At 59.5% G+C, this 16661-nt stretch carries 14 protein-coding genes; 11 read left to right on the top strand and 3 right to left on the bottom strand.

The window, feature by feature from the left end; translation table 11 throughout:
- Positions 1-27: 27 nt before the first annotated feature.
- From RUE5091_RS13765 to mdoH, 4 genes are read left to right on the top strand one after another with little or no spacing between them, the layout of a single operon-like run.
- On the top strand, positions 28-1398 hold the full coding sequence (locus RUE5091_RS13765) for a tetratricopeptide repeat protein (protein WP_058282495.1): 1371 nt from the start codon (positions 28-30) through the stop codon (positions 1396-1398).
- 32 nt (positions 1399-1430) lie between these two features.
- The gene (locus RUE5091_RS13760) at positions 1431-2648 is read left to right on the top strand and encodes an OpgC family protein (RefSeq protein WP_058282494.1); all 1218 of its coding nucleotides are present in this window, start codon (positions 1431-1433) and stop codon (positions 2646-2648) included.
- Positions 2645-4144, top strand: a complete 1500-nt coding sequence (locus RUE5091_RS13755; protein WP_058282493.1) for an OpgD/OpgG family glucan biosynthesis protein — start codon at positions 2645-2647, stop codon at positions 4142-4144. Before RUE5091_RS13760 ends, RUE5091_RS13755 begins: the two co-directional genes overlap by 4 nt.
- Positions 4141-6009 carry a glucans biosynthesis glucosyltransferase MdoH gene (gene mdoH, locus RUE5091_RS13750; protein ID WP_058282492.1) on the top strand — a complete coding sequence of 623 codons (1869 nt, stop codon included), beginning with the start codon at positions 4141-4143 and terminating at the stop codon, positions 6007-6009. Before RUE5091_RS13755 ends, mdoH begins: the two co-directional genes overlap by 4 nt.
- Here mdoH and RUE5091_RS13745 read toward each other — a convergent pair whose 3' ends face one another.
- Together RUE5091_RS13745 and RUE5091_RS13740 are read right to left on the bottom strand one after the other, a co-directional pair.
- On the bottom strand, positions 6010-6825 hold the full coding sequence (locus tag RUE5091_RS13745) for a CE1 family esterase (protein ID WP_058282491.1): 816 nt from the start codon (positions 6823-6825) through the stop codon (positions 6010-6012). It abuts the gene before it with no gap.
- Complete coding sequence (locus RUE5091_RS13740; RefSeq protein ID WP_058282490.1) at positions 6822-7295, bottom strand: rhodanese-like domain-containing protein; 474 nt, start codon at positions 7293-7295, stop codon at positions 6822-6824. Before RUE5091_RS13740 ends, RUE5091_RS13745 begins: the two co-directional genes overlap by 4 nt.
- 212 nt (positions 7296-7507) lie before the next feature.
- On the opposite strand from RUE5091_RS13740, the gene RUE5091_RS13735 reads away from it, so the two are divergent.
- The 7 genes from RUE5091_RS13735 to selD are packed head-to-tail and all read left to right on the top strand — an operon-like array spanning position 7508 to position 15597.
- The gene (locus RUE5091_RS13735; RefSeq protein WP_058282489.1) at positions 7508-10375 is read left to right on the top strand and encodes a monovalent cation/H+ antiporter subunit A; all 2868 of its coding nucleotides are present in this window, start codon (positions 7508-7510) and stop codon (positions 10373-10375) included.
- Positions 10375-10734, top strand: a complete 360-nt coding sequence (locus tag RUE5091_RS13730) for a Na+/H+ antiporter subunit C (protein ID WP_058282488.1) — start codon at positions 10375-10377, stop codon at positions 10732-10734. The genes RUE5091_RS13735 and RUE5091_RS13730 overlap by 1 nt, the downstream gene beginning before the upstream one ends.
- On the top strand, positions 10731-12275 hold the full coding sequence (locus RUE5091_RS13725; protein ID WP_058282487.1) for a monovalent cation/H+ antiporter subunit D: 1545 nt from the start codon (positions 10731-10733) through the stop codon (positions 12273-12275). The genes RUE5091_RS13730 and RUE5091_RS13725 overlap by 4 nt, the downstream gene beginning before the upstream one ends.
- Positions 12275-12772 (top strand): Na+/H+ antiporter subunit E, encoded by a 498-nt coding sequence (locus tag RUE5091_RS13720; RefSeq protein ID WP_058282486.1) that lies wholly within the window; start codon positions 12275-12277, stop codon positions 12770-12772. The genes RUE5091_RS13725 and RUE5091_RS13720 overlap by 1 nt, the downstream gene beginning before the upstream one ends.
- Positions 12769-13038 carry a K+/H+ antiporter subunit F gene (locus RUE5091_RS13715; RefSeq protein ID WP_058282485.1) on the top strand — a complete coding sequence of 90 codons (270 nt, stop codon included), beginning with the start codon at positions 12769-12771 and terminating at the stop codon, positions 13036-13038. The genes RUE5091_RS13720 and RUE5091_RS13715 overlap by 4 nt, the downstream gene beginning before the upstream one ends.
- 10 nt (positions 13039-13048) lie before the next feature.
- Entirely contained in the window at positions 13049-13432 is a 384-nt protein-coding gene (locus tag RUE5091_RS13710; protein ID WP_058282484.1) for a Na+/H+ antiporter subunit G, read from the top strand.
- A gap of 5 nt (positions 13433-13437) precedes the next feature.
- A complete protein-coding gene (selD, locus tag RUE5091_RS13705) occupies positions 13438-15597 on the top strand; it encodes a selenide, water dikinase SelD (protein ID WP_058282483.1) in 2160 nt (719 codons plus the stop codon).
- Here selD and mnmH read toward each other — a convergent pair.
- Positions 15588-16640 carry a tRNA 2-selenouridine(34) synthase MnmH gene (gene mnmH, locus RUE5091_RS13700; RefSeq protein WP_058282482.1) on the bottom strand — a complete coding sequence of 351 codons (1053 nt, stop codon included), beginning with the start codon at positions 16638-16640 and terminating at the stop codon, positions 15588-15590. The genes selD and mnmH overlap by 10 nt on opposite strands.
- Positions 16641-16661: the final 21 nt, after the last annotated feature.

Here is a 16661-nt window from a genome sequence, read left to right as displayed (position 1 = left end):
AATTTGCAACTGGATCGGACCAATCGCATGAAACAGGATGTTTTCGGACAGATGAACACCCTCAGCCAATCGGCAAGCGTCGAGGCGTGGAACGGTGTTCTGCTTGGGTTCATGGCACATGCGGCCGTCACCCCGCAACATCTGGGCAAGGTGCTGGAGCTTGCGCCCGACTTTGCGCTGGGTCACGCCATCAAAGGCCTGTTCATGGTTCTGCTGGGCCGGCGCGAGATGACTGTCGTCGCGGTCGAAGCCCTGTCTGACGCCAAAGCCGCCATGGAGCGGCAACCGATTACCGAACGCGAGCGTATGTATGTCGAGGCGTTAGGGCTGTATCTGGACGATCTGCCCTCACACGCCATACAGAAATTCGAGCAGATCCTGCGCACCCACCCGCAGGATACCCTGGCGATGAAACTCAGCCACGCCACCCGGTTCGTTCTGGGCGACCCGACCGGTATGCGCCGGTCAATCGAGCGGGTTTTGCCCGCTTATGAACCAGATCACCCAGGGCGTGGCTATCTTCTGGGCTGTCACGCCTTCGCGTTGGAGGAAACGGGCGAATACCAAAAAGCCGAGATTGCCGGGCGTCAAGCCCTTTGGATGGTTTCTGATGATGCCTGGGGTCTGCATGCGGTGGCCCATGTGCACGAAATGCAGGGCAATGCGCAGCTGGGTCTGGACTGGTTGGCCGGACGCGAGATCGCCTGGACCCATTGCAACAACTTCCGCTATCACGTTTGGTGGCACAAGGCACTGATGCATCTGGATCTGGGTCAGGTCGATCAGGTGATCGAACTGTATGACACCCATGTTCGTCAGGATAAAACGGACGATTACCGTGATATCTCGAACGCGACCTCGCTGTTGTCGCGCATGGAACTGGAAGGTGTTGACGTGGGCAACCGCTGGGAAGAGCTGGCCGATCTCAGCGCTGCCCGGACCGAAGATGGCTGCGTGATTTTCGCTGACCTGCACTACCTGCTGGCCCTGACCGGTGACAACCGGAGCGACGCGACCAGCAAGATGCTGAAGCGTATCCAGAAAGACGCACAGCGCAATCAGGGCGATACCCCGGTCCGAATGTCCGACCCGGGCATCGCGGCATCCAAAGGGCTTGAGGCTTTCGGCGAGGGCCAATACGCCGCCGCCTTCGACTTTTTATCGAGCGCCCGCAATGGTATGCAACTGGTAGGTGGCAGCCACGCCCAACGTGATGTATTCGAGCGCATCACCATTGATTCGGGCCTGCGTGCAGGCCGTCTGGATGCTGTCGAGCGCATCCTGGACGACCGCCGCGCCAAACGGGCCGGAGGCGAGGACAATTACGCACTGGCGCGCCGCGCATTGATCGACGCGGCCCGCGACGACGGAGACGCACAAAGCGTTCCGGCTGAATAACAAAAACAAAGACCCAGAAGGACAGAAAACGTATGGCGACTGCATCGCCCGCTTCTGATTTTGCGCCTGTGGCTGCTTCGGCGGCCACCCCTGCCCGCGTGCGCGACCCGCGTCTAGATTTCTATCGCGGCATCGCGATGTTCATCATCCTGATCGCGCATATCCCGAACGACCCTTGGGCACGGTGGATTCCCGCGCGGTTCGGCTTTTCCGACGCGACCGAGATCTTCGTGTTCTGTTCCGGCATGGCCTCGGCCATCGCCTTTGGCGGGGCCTTTCTGCGCAAGGGATGGTGGATGGGCACCACCCGCGTGGCGTTCCGCATCTGGCAGGTTTACTGGGCACATGTCGCGCTGTTCTTCTTTGTCGCCATGTCCATGGCCGCGCTGAATGAAAGCGGGTTGTTCGAGAAAGACTATATTTCCTCGCTGAACCTGCAGCATTTCTTCAACGACCCCGCCCCGCAGATCGTTGGCCTGTTCACACTGACTTATGTGCCGAACTATTTCGACATTCTGCCGATGTATCTGGTGGTTCTGGCGATGATGCCGCTGGTTATGGGCCTGTCACGGATTGGGTTCTGGGCGGTTGCTTTGGCATCGGTCACACTCTGGCTGGTGGCGCAGACCGACGTTCTGGACCTGCCGGCCGAGCCGTGGTCAGACCGCCAGTGGTTCTTCAACCCCTTTGGCTGGCAATTGCTGTTTTTTACCGGTTTTGCCTTCATGCGCGGTTGGATTCCCGCACCGCCGGTTTCAAAAACGCTGATCTGGGCGGCGGCGCTGTTCCTGATCTTCTCGATGCCGTTTGGCTCGTGGAAAGTGTTCACCTGGATCAACGCAGCGGCCCCTGATCTGGCGGATGAAATCCGCAAGGTCTGGCCGGTTACGAAAGAGTTTCGCGACAAGACAGATTTTGGCCTGTTCCGGTATCTGCACTTCCTTTCGCTGGCCTATCTGGGCTGGGTTGCTGCTGGTGAGCACGGTCACCGACTGATCGCCACCGGCCACGGCGCGGCTGCCAAAGTCTGGCAATGCCTGCTGACCGTGATCACCAAAGTTGGGCAGCAATCACTGGCAGTGTTCGTATTTTCCATGGCAGCAGCACGGCTTATCGGTGTCGGACTGGACCTGAGTGGGCGGGATGTTGCCAGTGTGTTCATCGCTAACATGATTGGCTTTGCGATGATCATCGGGGTGGCATACATGGCCGCTTGGTTCAAATCACAACCTTGGAAGTCAAAGAAATGAATTTTACACGTCGCGCATTTCTGGCCTCGACTTCGGCGCTTGCCTTTGCGCCGGCCACATTTGCCACCGGCGGGGAAACCCCCTTTGACCGCAATGATGTCATCGCGATGGCCCGCGATCTGGCCAGCCGCCCCTATACCGAACGCGAGATGGTGCCGCAGGAATGGCAGGACCTGACCTATCAGCAATACCGCTCGATCCGGTTCCGCCTGGACCGTGCGCTGTGGTATGAGACCGAGACACCCTTTAACGTCGATTTCTTTACGCCCGGACTGTACTTCCCGCGCACCGTAAAAGTGTCGACGGTCGAGGACGGTATGACCAAACCGGTCACCTTCGATCTGTCGATGTTCGACAAATCCGAAGATGTGCCGGAACTGCCGATTGACGACACGCTGGGTTTCTCTGGCCTGCGCCTGCGCACCGAGATGCACCGCCCCGGCAAGACAGACGAGTTCTGCGTCTGGCAGGGTGCCAGCTATTTCCGCGCCATTGGCCTTCACGAGGTTTACGGTTTGTCCGCCCGTGGTTTGGCCCTGAAAACCGGCGATCCGGATGGCGAAGAGTTCCCCGAATTTATTCGGTTCTGGCTGGAGCGCCCCAAACCCGGTCAGCGCGACATGGTGGTCCACGTACTGATGGACAGCCCCAGCGTGACCGGTGCCTATCGGTTCAATGTCACCGCAGGCGCGGATTGCGTCATGGATATCGAGTCCACCCTGTTCCCGCGCGAAGAGCTGGCCCATGTAGGTATCGCGCCGGGCACCTCGATGTTCTTGTTTGATCAGACCAACCACAGCCGGTTCGACGATTTCCGCCCCGCCGTCCACGACAGCGACGGTCTGCTGATCCGTAACGGCGCCGGAGAAGTAATTTGGCGACCGTTGGCAAACCCGACGCGTCTGCAGATTTCGTCCTTCGTTGACATGAACCCGCGCGGGTTCGGCCTGATGCAACGGAAACGCGACTTCTCGGATTATGCGGATCTTGAGGCGAACTACCACAAACGCCCCGGCCTGTGGGTCGAGCCCGGCTCCGATTGGGGCAAAGGTTCGGTCACGCTGGTTGAGATTCCAGCAGATCAGGAAATCTATGACAACATCGTTGCCTATTGGCGACCGATGGAGCCATACGCAGCAGGCAGCCAGGTTGACCTGTCCTACCGTCTGATCTGGGGGGATGAGCCGCAGCGTACACCGATGCCGCGGGTAATCAACACAGCCATGGGTGAAAACACTTTTGGCGATGGACGTTTGGCCGTCATCGATTTTGAACCCTCTGAGCTGTTCGACGACCCCGAGGCCATGACCATCTTCGTCAACTCACCCCATGCCGAAACGTCTGAGGGCGTGCTGCAGCGCAACCCGGACACCGGCGGGCTGCGTCTGGCCTTTTCCTTTCAGCCGGGCGATCGGAACCACGTGGAACTGCGCGCGCAGTTGCTGAAAGACAAACAGCCGGCCTCTGAGGTCTGGCTCTACCGTTGGACCGTATGACCGAAAACTTGCATATCATGCCGCCCGAGGCACCGCTGGCCATGCCCGCGCAAGATTTCAGCGCGGGCTTCCGTGACGCGCAAGTGCCCGAGGGTCAGCGCCCCTCGGCCGGGTTCTGGCGCGCCTTGGCGTTTTCGCCTGCGATGGTCGCGACCTTGGGTCTGCTTTGGGTGATGTCCGATTGGTTCGGGGCCGAAGGGATCAACTTGATCGAGGCGATCCTTCTGGCGCTGATCTCGTTCAACTTCTTCTGGATTTCTTTCACAGTCTGTACTGTGCTTCTGGGCATGGTGTCCCTGTCGCGGCAAGAACAGCCCAAACGTGAAGGCCGCCCGCAACCTCTGCGCGTGGCGCTGCTGATGCCGGTCTATAACGAGGTGCCGTGGAACGTGCTGGGCAATGCCCGCACGATGCTCGAGGATTTGCAGGCGCGGGGTGGTCAGCACCACTATGCCATGTTCATCCTGTCCGACACCCGCGACCCCGAGATCGCAGCACAAGAACAGGCCAGTATCGAGGCTTTGCGCACGACGTTGGCCCCGGGTCTGGAGCTGTATTACCGGCGTCGCGAAGAAAACACTGACCGCAAAGTCGGCAACATTGCCGACTGGGTCAGCCGCTGGGGCGCGGATTGGGATGCGATGCTGGTGCTGGATGCCGACAGTCTGATGACGGGCCGTGCGATCCTGCGCCTGACGGATTCGCTTGCGCGCGATTCTGGTGCAGGCTTGATCCAAAGCTATCCGCAACTGATCGGCGCGCAATCGGTCTTTGCCCGGATGCAGCAGTTTGCAAACGGCGTTTATGGTATCGCCTTTGCCGAAGGTCTGGCCCGTTGGTGCGGGCAAGAGGGCAACTATTGGGGCCATAACGCCATCATCCGTACACAAGCTTTCGCCAACTGCGCTGGTCTTCCGAAATTGCGGGCGTTCAACGGTCAGGAAAAGCTGATCATGAGCCACGATTTTGTCGAGGCCGGTCTGATGCGCCGCGCTGGCTGGGGCGTGCGGTTCCTGCCGCGCATCCGTGGTTCGTACGAAGAAACACCGCCCACATTGATCGATCATGCCCTGCGTGACCGTCGTTGGTGTCAGGGCAACCTGCAGCACCTGAAACTGCTGGGCTCTGCCGGATTCCGCGCAGTGTCGCGGTTCCACATGTTTCACGGCGCGGTGGGTTATCTGATGTCGCCACTGTGGTTTGCGCTGCTGGTGATGTGGGCGCTGATTGGTCAGGGCGAGGATGCCTCGGTCCTGCACTATTTCAGCCCGGATAATCCTCTGTTCCCGCAATGGCCCGAGATGTCGGAAACCCGCCATGTGCTGATCATTCTGGTTATGTACGCGATGTTGCTGGCCCCCAAGGTGCTGGGCGTTCTGGCCCTGCCCCTTAGCGGTGTGCGCTATGCGGATTTCGGCGGAGGTTCGAAGTTCCTGACATCGTTCCTGGCCGAGGTTATCCTGTCGATCCTCTATGCTCCAATCCTGATGGTGCAGCAGATGATCGCGGTGTTCCGTACGGCACTGGGGTTGCAAAAAGGCTGGTCGCCGCAGGCGCGGGACGGCGGCAGTTATAGCCTGCACACGCTGATCCTGTGCCATATGCTGGAAACTGTCAGCGGCATCGCGCTGAGCGTGGGTATCCTGTCCGGCCTTGTTTCGATCTGGCTGGCTCCGATTGCCATCAGCCTTGCGCTGGCGATCCCTCTGTCCGCGCTCAGCGGTGTATCGGCTGGTGCAGCGCGGCGCATGGTCGGCATGAAAGAGGATTTCCACGAACCCGCCATCACACGTTCAGCCAGGCGTCACCGGAACGAACTGAAACGCCTGATTGAAGGTAAGACGGTCATGACCCCTGCCGAGTGATTAGCCGCCCGGCAGGCCTTCGTACCAATCCATCATCATGTCTGCCCAGCCCTTGGGCACTGTGTGACCGCCAGGAAACAGCGCGAATTCCAGCATGCCGCCTTCGGCACACCCGGTCCATCTGCGGCGCATGAATTGACCGGTGGTCGAGAAGCCGCTGGGCTTGGTGTCAACGCATTCATTCGCAACGCGCCAGATTTCCAACCCGGCAAAGATATCGCCTTGATGGAACCGGCCACCGCCCAGAATGCGGCCCTCTAGCGGCACCACATTGTCGGTCCAGCCATGGGTGTGTAACATCCGCACCGGGCCGTCGCAGCCTTCGGGATGCGGTCGCCAGAATCCACCGGACACCGGCACATAGGCCGAAAATGTATCGGGTGCCGCACAGGCCAAATAATACACCATGAACGCCCCGGCCGAAAATCCGCCCAGCACCACCCGATCCGCATCCACGCCAAACCGCGTCGAGGCATCCTGCACCGCCTCGGTCAGAAAGGCGGTTTCGTCCCGCCCCTCCCAACCGGGAAAGAAGTTCCAGCTTTGGCGACCGTTGCGTTCCGATCCCTCGGGCGCCATGACCGCATAGCCGCGCGCTAGCAATGGCTCGACCATATTGCGGTTTTTCAACGTCCCGGTTGCCGAGCCCCCATAGCCGTGCAGGAAGACGACCAGTGGCGGATTGTCGGCTTCGGGCAGTTCGATGTGATAGCCGCCCGAGGCGGTTTCGCACATATCTTCCTGATCGGCGCAAGCGGCCCATCCGGCCTGCCCTGCAACTGTCAAACCCGCTGCCAAGGTAAATGCCCGGATCATTCCGTCTCTCCCGTATTGTGTTGAACCGGCAATCCGGCACGCACCCATCCCGGCCCTGCGGCAGAGCCCAACATTCCCTCGGGCACGTCGACGACATTTGTGAATCCAGCTTGAGTCAACCGATTACTCAGCCGGGCTGATCGGACCCCGCGCGCACAGATCAATGCAATGGGGGCATCGCGATTTTTGCCTGTCAGGTCTGCCAGCGCCTGTTCGAAGTCATCACGGCGCATGTCCAACGGATGCGCCCCCTGACCAACACCCGTTGACTGCCATTCCCGCGGGGTGCGAATATCGACCAGCAATATTTCCCCCGACACCGCTTGTTGGTGTGCATCCTGAACACTCAACTGCCCGCCAGTATAAACCGGAGGGATCAGACGGTATTCCCGAACAGCAAAGCCCGCGACAATGGCCGCGCCCCCGCCCAGCAGAACCCATCGGCGTGTTCGGTTTGTTTTGTCTGCCACGCGGTTCCCTCCTGATCCGACGGGATGTGTTTATCACAGCCCGAATTTCGAATCCGCGTTGAATTTCAACCGGCAGATCAAGATCGCGTCATTGTTTCGCACCCCAATCTACGACGCTAGGACTGCGTGTAAAACTTGCAATAGCTGGACAGTTAGAAAATTATCCTTAAAAACCAGTACTACATTTGACCGCCCAGACCGGAGTATCGCACTTGTCCCTATTCCTCATCGCGGCCCTTCCCTTCCTCGGAGCTGTTTTTCCAGCCCTTCTGATCCGGGCGGGACGAAACGCAGCAGCATCAGCCGCCGGGCTGACCACCTTTCTGGCGCTTATGGGGCTGTTGATCCACATCCCATCGGTCATGCGCGGAGATGTCGTCACAGCCCGGTTCGACTGGATACCGGCACTGGGTCTGAACGCGAACTTCATGCTGGACGGTCTTGGGTTTCTGTTTGCGCTGCTAATCCTGGGCATCGGGTTGCTGATCATCCTTTACGCGCGGTTTTACCTGTCGCGCGAAGACCCGATGGGGCAATTCTATACCTATCTGCTGCTGTTCCAGGGCGCGATGGTCGGGATTGTTCTATCAGACAACATCCTTCTTTTGCTTATTTTTTGGGAGCTTACATCGCTAAGTTCATTCCTTCTGATCGGGTATTGGAAACATCTGCCAGAGGGTCGCCAAGGCGCACGCATGGCGCTGGCCGTGACCGGCGGTGGCGGATTGGCAATGATTGCGGGGATGCTGATTCTGGGCAATATCGTGGGCTCATACGACCTGAGTGTCATCCTGCAGAACAAAGATCTGATCCAGGCCTCACCCTATTACATGCCCGCACTGATCCTGATTTTGCTAGGCGCTTTCACCAAGTCGGCGCAGTTCCCGTTCCATTTCTGGCTGCCGCATGCAATGGCCGCGCCGACGCCGGTTTCGGCCTATCTGCACTCGGCCACGATGGTGAAAGCCGGGTTGTTCCTGATGGCGCGGATGTGGCCGGTTCTGGCGGGCACGGATGCTTGGTTCTATATCGTCGCGACCACGGGCCTGGTAACGATGCTGATCGGCGCCTGCATTGCTCTGTTCAAGGACGATCTGAAGGCGCTATTGGCGTTTTCGACCGTGTCGCATCTGGGTCTGGTGACGATGCTGCTGGGCTTTGGCACCAAGATTGCCGCCGTGGCGGCAATATTCCACATCATCAACCACGCGACTTTCAAGGCGGCACTGTTCATGACGGCCGGGATCGTGGATCACGAGGCCGGAACCCGAGACATCAAACGTCTGGGCGGGTTGCGCCAGCTGATGCCGATCACTTTTACCATCGGCACCATTGCAGCCCTGTCCATGGCCGGTCTGCCGCCATTAAACGGATTCCTGTCCAAGGAAATGATGCTGGAAGAAACGGTCCACACCACCTGGCTGCACTCGCATTATCTGGTGCCAGGTCTGGCGCTGCTTGCAGCGGTGTTCTCGGCTGCCTATTCCTTCCGTTTTGTCGGGCATGTCTTCCTTGGCCCGCAACGCGACGACTATCCGCACCATCCGCATGATCCTCCAGTGGGCCTATGGCTGGCCCCAGCATTCCTTGTGGTGTTGGTGGTACTGATTGGACTGTATTCGGCGGCGATAGTTGGGCCTTTGGTCGCGGTTGTCTCCAGCGCCGTGATTGGTGGTGAGAAGCTGCCCTACTACTCGCTGAAACTGTGGCATGGCTTCACACCTGCGCTGTATATGTCCGCCGTGGCAACGCTAGGCGGTCTGTTCCTGCTGGCGCTGCACAATCGCGGCGAACAAATTTGGAATGCCCTGCCCCGTCCCGAGGCAAAGGTCATCTTCGAAGGGGTCATTGGTGCGTTTACCACCTTCAGCCATTGGATCACCGACACGCTGCATAACGGAGTGATCAGCCGCTACGCCATCATTCTGGTCGCGTTCACCGTCGGACTTGGTTACTACGCATACACAACCGGTACGATTGGGCCGGAAACGCGCGAGCCTCTGCCCATCCAGATTATACCGTTCATTGGCTGGATTTGTCTGGTGGGCGCTACGCTGGCGATCATGTGGTTCCACCGCAACCGCCTGCTGTCGCTGGTACTGATCGGCGTTGTTGGCCTGATCGTGTCGATGGCGTTCAACTATCTTTCGGCCCCGGATCTGGCGCTGACGCAAATCTCGGTCGAGGTGGTGACGATGATCCTGTTGCTGCTGTCGCTGAACTTCCTGCCCACGGATACGCCGTGGGACAGCAGCGCTGCACGACGGTGGCGGGATGCGGCGATCTCGGTGGTGGCAGGACTTGGTACCGGCGCGCTGATCTATGCGCTGATGCTGCGGGACTTTGCGTTTCCGACCATTTCCGAGTTCCATTTGGCTAATTCGTATAAAGGCGGCGGTGGCACCAACGTGGTCAACGTGATCCTGGTGGATTTCCGGGGCTTTGATACCTTTGGCGAAATCATCGTTCTGGGAATCGCTGCCCTGATCATCTTTGCCCTGACCGAGGCCGTTCTGGGCACCAACGTCCGTGGTTATCTTCTGAACCGCAAACCACACTGGCCGCAATCGGGGGATTCACACCCGCTGATGATGGTTGTGGCGACCCGGGTGATGATGCCTATCGCTCTGATGGTTGGTGCCTACATCTTTGTCCGCGGCCACAACCAGCCGGGGGGCGGGTTCATTGCCGGTCTGGTCGTCGCGATTGCCTTCCTGATGCAATACATGGCCAGTGGCTACACATGGGCCATCGAACGGCAACGATTCTACTATCATGGCACCATCGGTTGGGGCGTTCTGATCGCCGCCGCCACCGGGATCGGGGCGTGGTTCAACGAGCGCCCGTTCCTGACCAGCGACTTCGGCTATCTCCATTGGCCGCCGCTGGAAGAGTTCGAATGGGCCACCGCCATCCTGTTTGACACCGGCGTGTTCCTGGCGGTGCTGGGTGCTGTGATGCTGGCGCTGGACAGCTTGTCACGCTTTGCATGGCAACCAGGCATGGCGCAGGAATTCCCGATGGATATCAATCCGCTGCGGGATGATCAGAAAGACGATGAAGAGAAGGAGCAGGCCTGATGGAAGCGCTCGTAGCCTCAGCCGTAGGCATCATGACCGCCGCCGGGATTTTCCTGATCCTGCGTCGCCGCACATTCCCCGTTATTTTGGGGTTGTCGCTGATCACCTATGCGGTGAACGTATTTCTGTTCGCCACCGGACGGCTGGCGCTGGATGCGCCTGCCGTTCTCAACAAATATGAAGACGTCCCCTATACCGACCCGTTGCCGCAGGCGCTGGTGCTGACGGCCATCGTGATTTCCTTCGGGATGACGGCGGTGATCGTGATGATCGCCCTTTCCGCTTACCTGTCCTCGAAAGATGACCATATCGACATGACCGCACAAGACTGCGTCGACGGCGCGGGAGAAGACGCATGAACCACTGGATCGTAGCGCCGATCGTCCTGCCCGCGATCCTGGCCCCGTTCATCATCATGGTCCTGCGATACCATCTGGACCTGCAGCGCATCTTTTCGGTCGCGGGTGCGGTGGCGCTGCTTGGCATTGCGCTGACCATTACCGCGCAGGCCGCAGGCGGCGATATTTTGGTTTATGAACTGGGCGACTGGCCCGCGCCATTCGGCATCGTCTTGGTGCTGGACCGCTTGTCCGCAATGATGGTCCTGCTGACTGCCCTGCTTGCCTTGCCCATTGTGCTATACGCCATTGCGTCCGGATGGGACGACCGGGGGAAACACTTTCACGCGCTGTTCCACTTTCAGCTCATGGGCGTCTGCGGTGCCTTCCTGACGGGTGATGCCTTCAACCTGTTCGTATTCTTCGAGGTGCTTTTGATCGCGTCTTACGGTCTGATGACGCATGGCGGTGGCTCGGTGCGGCTCAAGGCCGGTGTGCAATATGTGGCCTATAACCTGCTGGGCTCGACCCTGTTCCTGTTTGCGCTCGGCACACTTTATGCGGTGACCGGAACGCTGAACATGGCCGATCTGGCCGTTCGTGTCGCCGAAATTCCGCCCGAGGATACGGCCCTTCTGCGGGTTGGCGCAGTGCTGCTGTTGTTGGTTTTCTGTATCAAAGCCGCCGTTTTGCCGCTGCATTTCTGGCTGCCTGCCAGCTACGCCAACGCGCCTTTGCCCGTCGCGGCCCTGTTTGCGATCATGACCAAAGTGGGCGCCTATTCGATCCTGCGCGTTGATACGCTGATCTTTGGCCCAGATGTTGCGGTCACGCACGGGCTTGTGGGGGATTGGCTGCAACCCGCCGCACTGCTGACGCTGGCCGTAGGAGCCATCGGTATTCTGGGCACGCAACATATTGCGCGGATGGTTGCCTTTTGCGCTATCGCTTCGATGGGCACCCTGCTGATCGCGATCTCGCTGTTCACCGAGACCTCCACGGCTGCTGCGCTGTACTACATTTTCCACTCGACCCTGGCGACGGCGCTGCTGTTCCTTGTGGCGGATCTGGTGATGACCCGCCGGGGCGGAGCCATTGCGCCAACCGCTCCGATGGCGCAAAGCGGGCTGATCTCGGCTCTGTTTTTTGTTGGTGCGATTGCTCTGGCCGGTATGCCGCCCCTGTCGGGCTTTATCGGCAAGCTGTTGGTGCTTGATGCCGCACGTGACGCACCGGATGCAAACGCGATCTGGGCGGTTATCCTGATCGGTTCTTTCGTCACCATCGTCGGGTTGGCGCGCGCAGGCACGCTGATCTTCTGGAAAAGCCATGACGCCCAGCACAACCCGTTGCCCGAGGTGGAAGACGACGAAGAAACCCCGGCCTTGCCCGCGCCCGAGCCGAACCCCGGGTTGGCCTTCACCGCCATCTTCGGCACGGTTCTGGGGCTGGTCATGTTGACCCTGTTCGCAGGCCCCGCGCTCACTTATGCTGGCAAAACAGCCGAACAGTTGTTTACGCCTGAAAACTACATCTCGGCCGTTCTGGGAGGAGAAGAGTAATGAGACTTCTGCACCGGATATTCCCACACCCGCATCTGACAATCCTGCTGACGCTGGTTTGGATGCTTTTGGCAAACTCACCTTCGCTGAATTCTCTGGTGTTCGGGCTACTGCTCGGGATCATCATTCCCTTCATCACTCAGCCCTATTGGCCCGACCGCCCCAAACTGCGCAACTGGCCGATGGTGGTGGAATATATGCTGGTAGTGCTGTGGGATATCGTGATTGCCAACATCACCGTGGCCCGGATCATTCTGTTCAAGCGCGATGCCGACAGGCAACCAAACTGGGTCTGCATTCCGCTGGAACTGCGCACGCCCGAAGCGATCACAGTATTGGCCGGAACCATCACAATGACCCCCGGCACAGTCAGCTGCGATCTGTCAGCGCAAGGTCACAACCTGCTGGTTCACTGCCTGGATGCGCCTGACACAGATGAGGTGCGGGACCAGATCAAACAACGCTATGAGCGCCGCCTGAAGGAGATTTTCGAATGATCGAGATTGCGATCTGGTTTGCCTTCGCCTGTTTCGGGGCGGCCATCATGCTGTGCCTATACCGGATCATCTCGGCCGAAGGTGTCGGTACCCGCGTTCTGGCGCTGGACACGATGGTGATCAACACAATCGCGCTGATGATCCTGTATGGGTTGGCTCTGGGGACCGAGATATTTTTCGAGGCCGCGATGATCATCGCCATGCTGGGTTTTGTCTCAACCGTAGCCTATGCGCGCTTTATGCTACGCGGCAATATCATCGAGTGAGGGCGCCCCAATGTTTATCATCGAGCTTCTTGTCGCCTTCTTCCTGATCGTTTCAGGCATATTTGGCTTTGTCGGATCCTTTGGGATGATCAAGCTGAAAGACCCGATGTCGCGTCTGCATGCGCCCACCAAAGCCACAACACTGGGCGTGGGCGGTGTGTTACTGGCCTCGATCTGCCATTCGGTTTTGATCGAGGACAAACTGTCCCTGCATGAGTTGCTGATCACCCTGTTCCTGTTCCTGACCGCTCCGATCACAGCCCTGTTCATTGCCAAATGGCATATTCACCGCCACGAAAAGCCCAGCGATCTGCCGGACGCGGGCGAGGATGAGCTTTGGGCCACCCACGCGGTCGAACAGGTCGAAGACGTCCCTGATCACAGCAAGACCTGAGTTCCATGCAACACCCTCCGCTGCCCCTAACCCGTGATCTGGTTCTGATAGGCGGTGGGCATACCCATGCGCTGGTGTTGCGGAAATGGGGTATGAACCCCTTGCCCGGCGCGCGGGTGACTGTGATCAATCCTGGCGCCACGGCCCCCTATTCCGGCATGTTGCCGGGCTTTGTTGCCGGGCATTATGAGCGGTGGGAACTGGACATCGATCTGGTGCGTCTGGCCCGTTTTGCCGGTGCACGGGTAATCCTCGGGCCGGTCGAGGGGATCGATCTTGACGGGCGTCAAGTATACGTACCGGGGCGACCACCCGTGGCATTTGATGTGGCCTCGGTCAATGTGGGGATCACCTCGGACATGCCGGCCCTGCCTGGATTTGCCGACCACGCGGTCCCGGCGAAGCCGCTGAGTCCGTTTGCGTCCCGATGGGCGGAATATCTGGATGGCACCGACCCCGCCTCAGTCGCCGTGATCGGTGGCGGGGTCGCGGGCGTAGAACTGGTAATGGCCATGGCCCATGCCCTTCGCGCGAAAACCCGCACGGCGCAGGTGACGCTGATTGACAACGCCCGGGTCCTGTCGGCTACGGGGACCAAGGCGGGCGCAAACATTCGTAAGGCGATGGCCCATCTGGGCGTTGAACTGATTGAGCATGCCGCGATTTCACGCATCGAACAGGATCATGTTCTGCTAGAGGATGGCCGTAAGGTTCCCGCCTCATTCATAACCGGGGCTGCCGGTGCCCGCCCCTATGACTGGATCACCCAGACGGGCCTTGATCTGCATGACGGCTACATCCGCGTGGACGCCCATCTGCAATCCAGCGATCAGGCGATCTTTGCCGCCGGAGATTGCGCCCATCTTGCCGATAACCCTCGTCCCAAGGCCGGGGTCTATGCGGTCCGAGAGGCTCCGGTCCTGTTCAGCAATCTGCGGGCCGCTCTGGGGGCCGGGAAGATGCGGCGATATCAGCCGCAGAAAGACTACCTCAAACTGATCTCTTTGGGCAGTAAATCGGCACTGGCCGAACGTCTTGGAACGTCGTTCAGCGGGCCAGTGATGTGGCGATGGAAGAACCATATCGACCAGAGCTTCATGAATAAATTTCGCAACCTGCCCCAAATGGAACGCCCCGCCCTACCGCGCCACCATGCGGCGGGTATGCAAGAAGCCCTAGGGGAAAAACCCATGTGCGGAGGCTGTGGGGCCAAGGTTGGACGCGGCGCATTGCAAGCAGTTCTGAGTGACCTGCCAAAGCCGAACCGCGACGATATCACCCCCTTGCCCGGGGACGACGCCGCCCTGCTGATAACCGGTGGAGCGCGACAAGTGATGACCTCGGACCACTTGCGCGGCTTCACGGATGACCCGGTGCTGATGACACGCATCGCCGCAGTTCACGCGCTGGGGGATATTTGGGCCATGGGCGCAGACCCACAAGCGGCGACGGCAACGATCATCCTGCCGCGCATGTCCCCACAATTGCAGCACCGCACCTTGTCCGAGATAATGGCGACGGCCACCGAGGTCATCCGCGATGCCGGAGCAGAAATCGTCGGAGGTCACAGCTCTCTGGGGGATGAGATGACCATCGGCTTCACTCTGACCGGCCTGTGCGACAAAGACCCGATCACCTTGTCGGGGGCACGTCCTGGGGATGCATTGATCCTGACAAAACCCTTAGGCAGCGGGGTGTTGATGGCCGCTGAAATGGCCGGGCTAGCCGACGGCAGTTGGGTGGCTGATGCCTTTACGCAAATGGTTCAGCCGCAGGGCGCAGCATCGCGCATTCTGGCAGGGGCGCATGCGATGACGGATGTAACCGGATTTGGGTTGGCCGGGCATCTGATGGGCATGTGCGAAGCCTCGGATTGTGGCGCAGTTTTGGATCTGGATTCAATCCCCCTGATGACCGGCGCGCTGGAACTGGCTGCGCAAGGTGTCCGGTCGACAATTTTCGACGAAAATTGTTCCATCGCCCCATATCTGCCGTCCAATCCCAAATCCGATCTGCTGTTCGATCCGCAAACTGCCGGAGCGTTACTGGCCGCAGTCGCTGCCGACCAGGTGCATGGGTTGTGCGAACAGTTGAGGCACGCGGGCTATCCGGCGGTCATCATCGGGTATCTGACCGACACTCCGGGGTTGCGGCTTCAGAGCTGATTCAGAAGTTTCTCTACCTGCGCCGCTGCGGCGTTCAGACCTGTATCATCCAGCACCGCCACTTCGATCCGCGCGAGAATATCGGCGGTGCGCGTTCGGGTAGATTTGGCATAAGCCGGATCATAATGTTGTTCCATCAGGGCCCGCGTCAGCGCCGGTTTGTCGCCCGCGTCGATCAGCGCCAGCCAGCCATCCACCACTTCGTGTCCGCGGTGAAATCGCAGCGGAGACAAGCGGTCGCGCAGCCGCTCGGAATCCGAAAGAATATCGTCATAGGCCTTCACCAGATATGCAGTACGTGCCGCAAGGGGCGCTGACACCTGAATGCGCGGCGCCACACGCAACGCGGTCCACAGGCTTGGCGGCAGGATCAGCGACCCGATCTTGGAGGATTCTGCCTCGACCACCACCGGGCGTGCAGGGTCCATACCGCACAATGCGGCGGCCAGAGCAGATTCGAACGCTTTCTGACTAGGCTGCCCGCCCGGCATTTCACCCAACAAAGACCCGCGGTGGTTGGCTAGATCTTCGAGGTCCAGAACCTGAATACCGCGCGCTTTCAAATGCGCCAGCAAGTCGGTCTTGGCCGTACCTGTGTAGCCGTCTAAGGCCACCATCCGATGCGGCAATGGATCGTCATAAAGGTAGCGGTTCACCAGACGACGATAAGTACGGTATCCGCCTTCGACCACGTCGGCCCGCCAACCGATCTGTTGCAGCATCCATGTGAATGACCCCGATCTCTGCCCACCACGCCAACAATAGACCAGAGGTTTCCAGCCGCCCTCGTGGTGCGACAGGGTGTGTTCGATGTGGTTTGCCGCGTTGCGGAACACCAGCGCTGCACCCAGTTTGCGCGCCAGAAACGGGCTTTCCTGCACATAGATCGTACCCACCTGTGCGCGCTCTTCATTGTCCAGAACCGGCAGGTTGATGGCACCAGGCAGGTGATCCTCGGCATATTCCGCAGGACTGCGCACGTCGATCACAGTGTCGAAATCATGCGCATAAAGCCCGGGCAGATCAGAGAATTTCAAAGCCATGCCAACGATCTATCCTGCAGT

It is taken from the genome of Ruegeria denitrificans (assembly GCF_001458295.1).
GTDB classification, from domain to species: Bacteria; Pseudomonadota; Alphaproteobacteria; order Rhodobacterales; family Rhodobacteraceae; genus Ruegeria; species Ruegeria denitrificans.
This window is presented reverse-complemented; position numbering and strand designations above follow the sequence as displayed.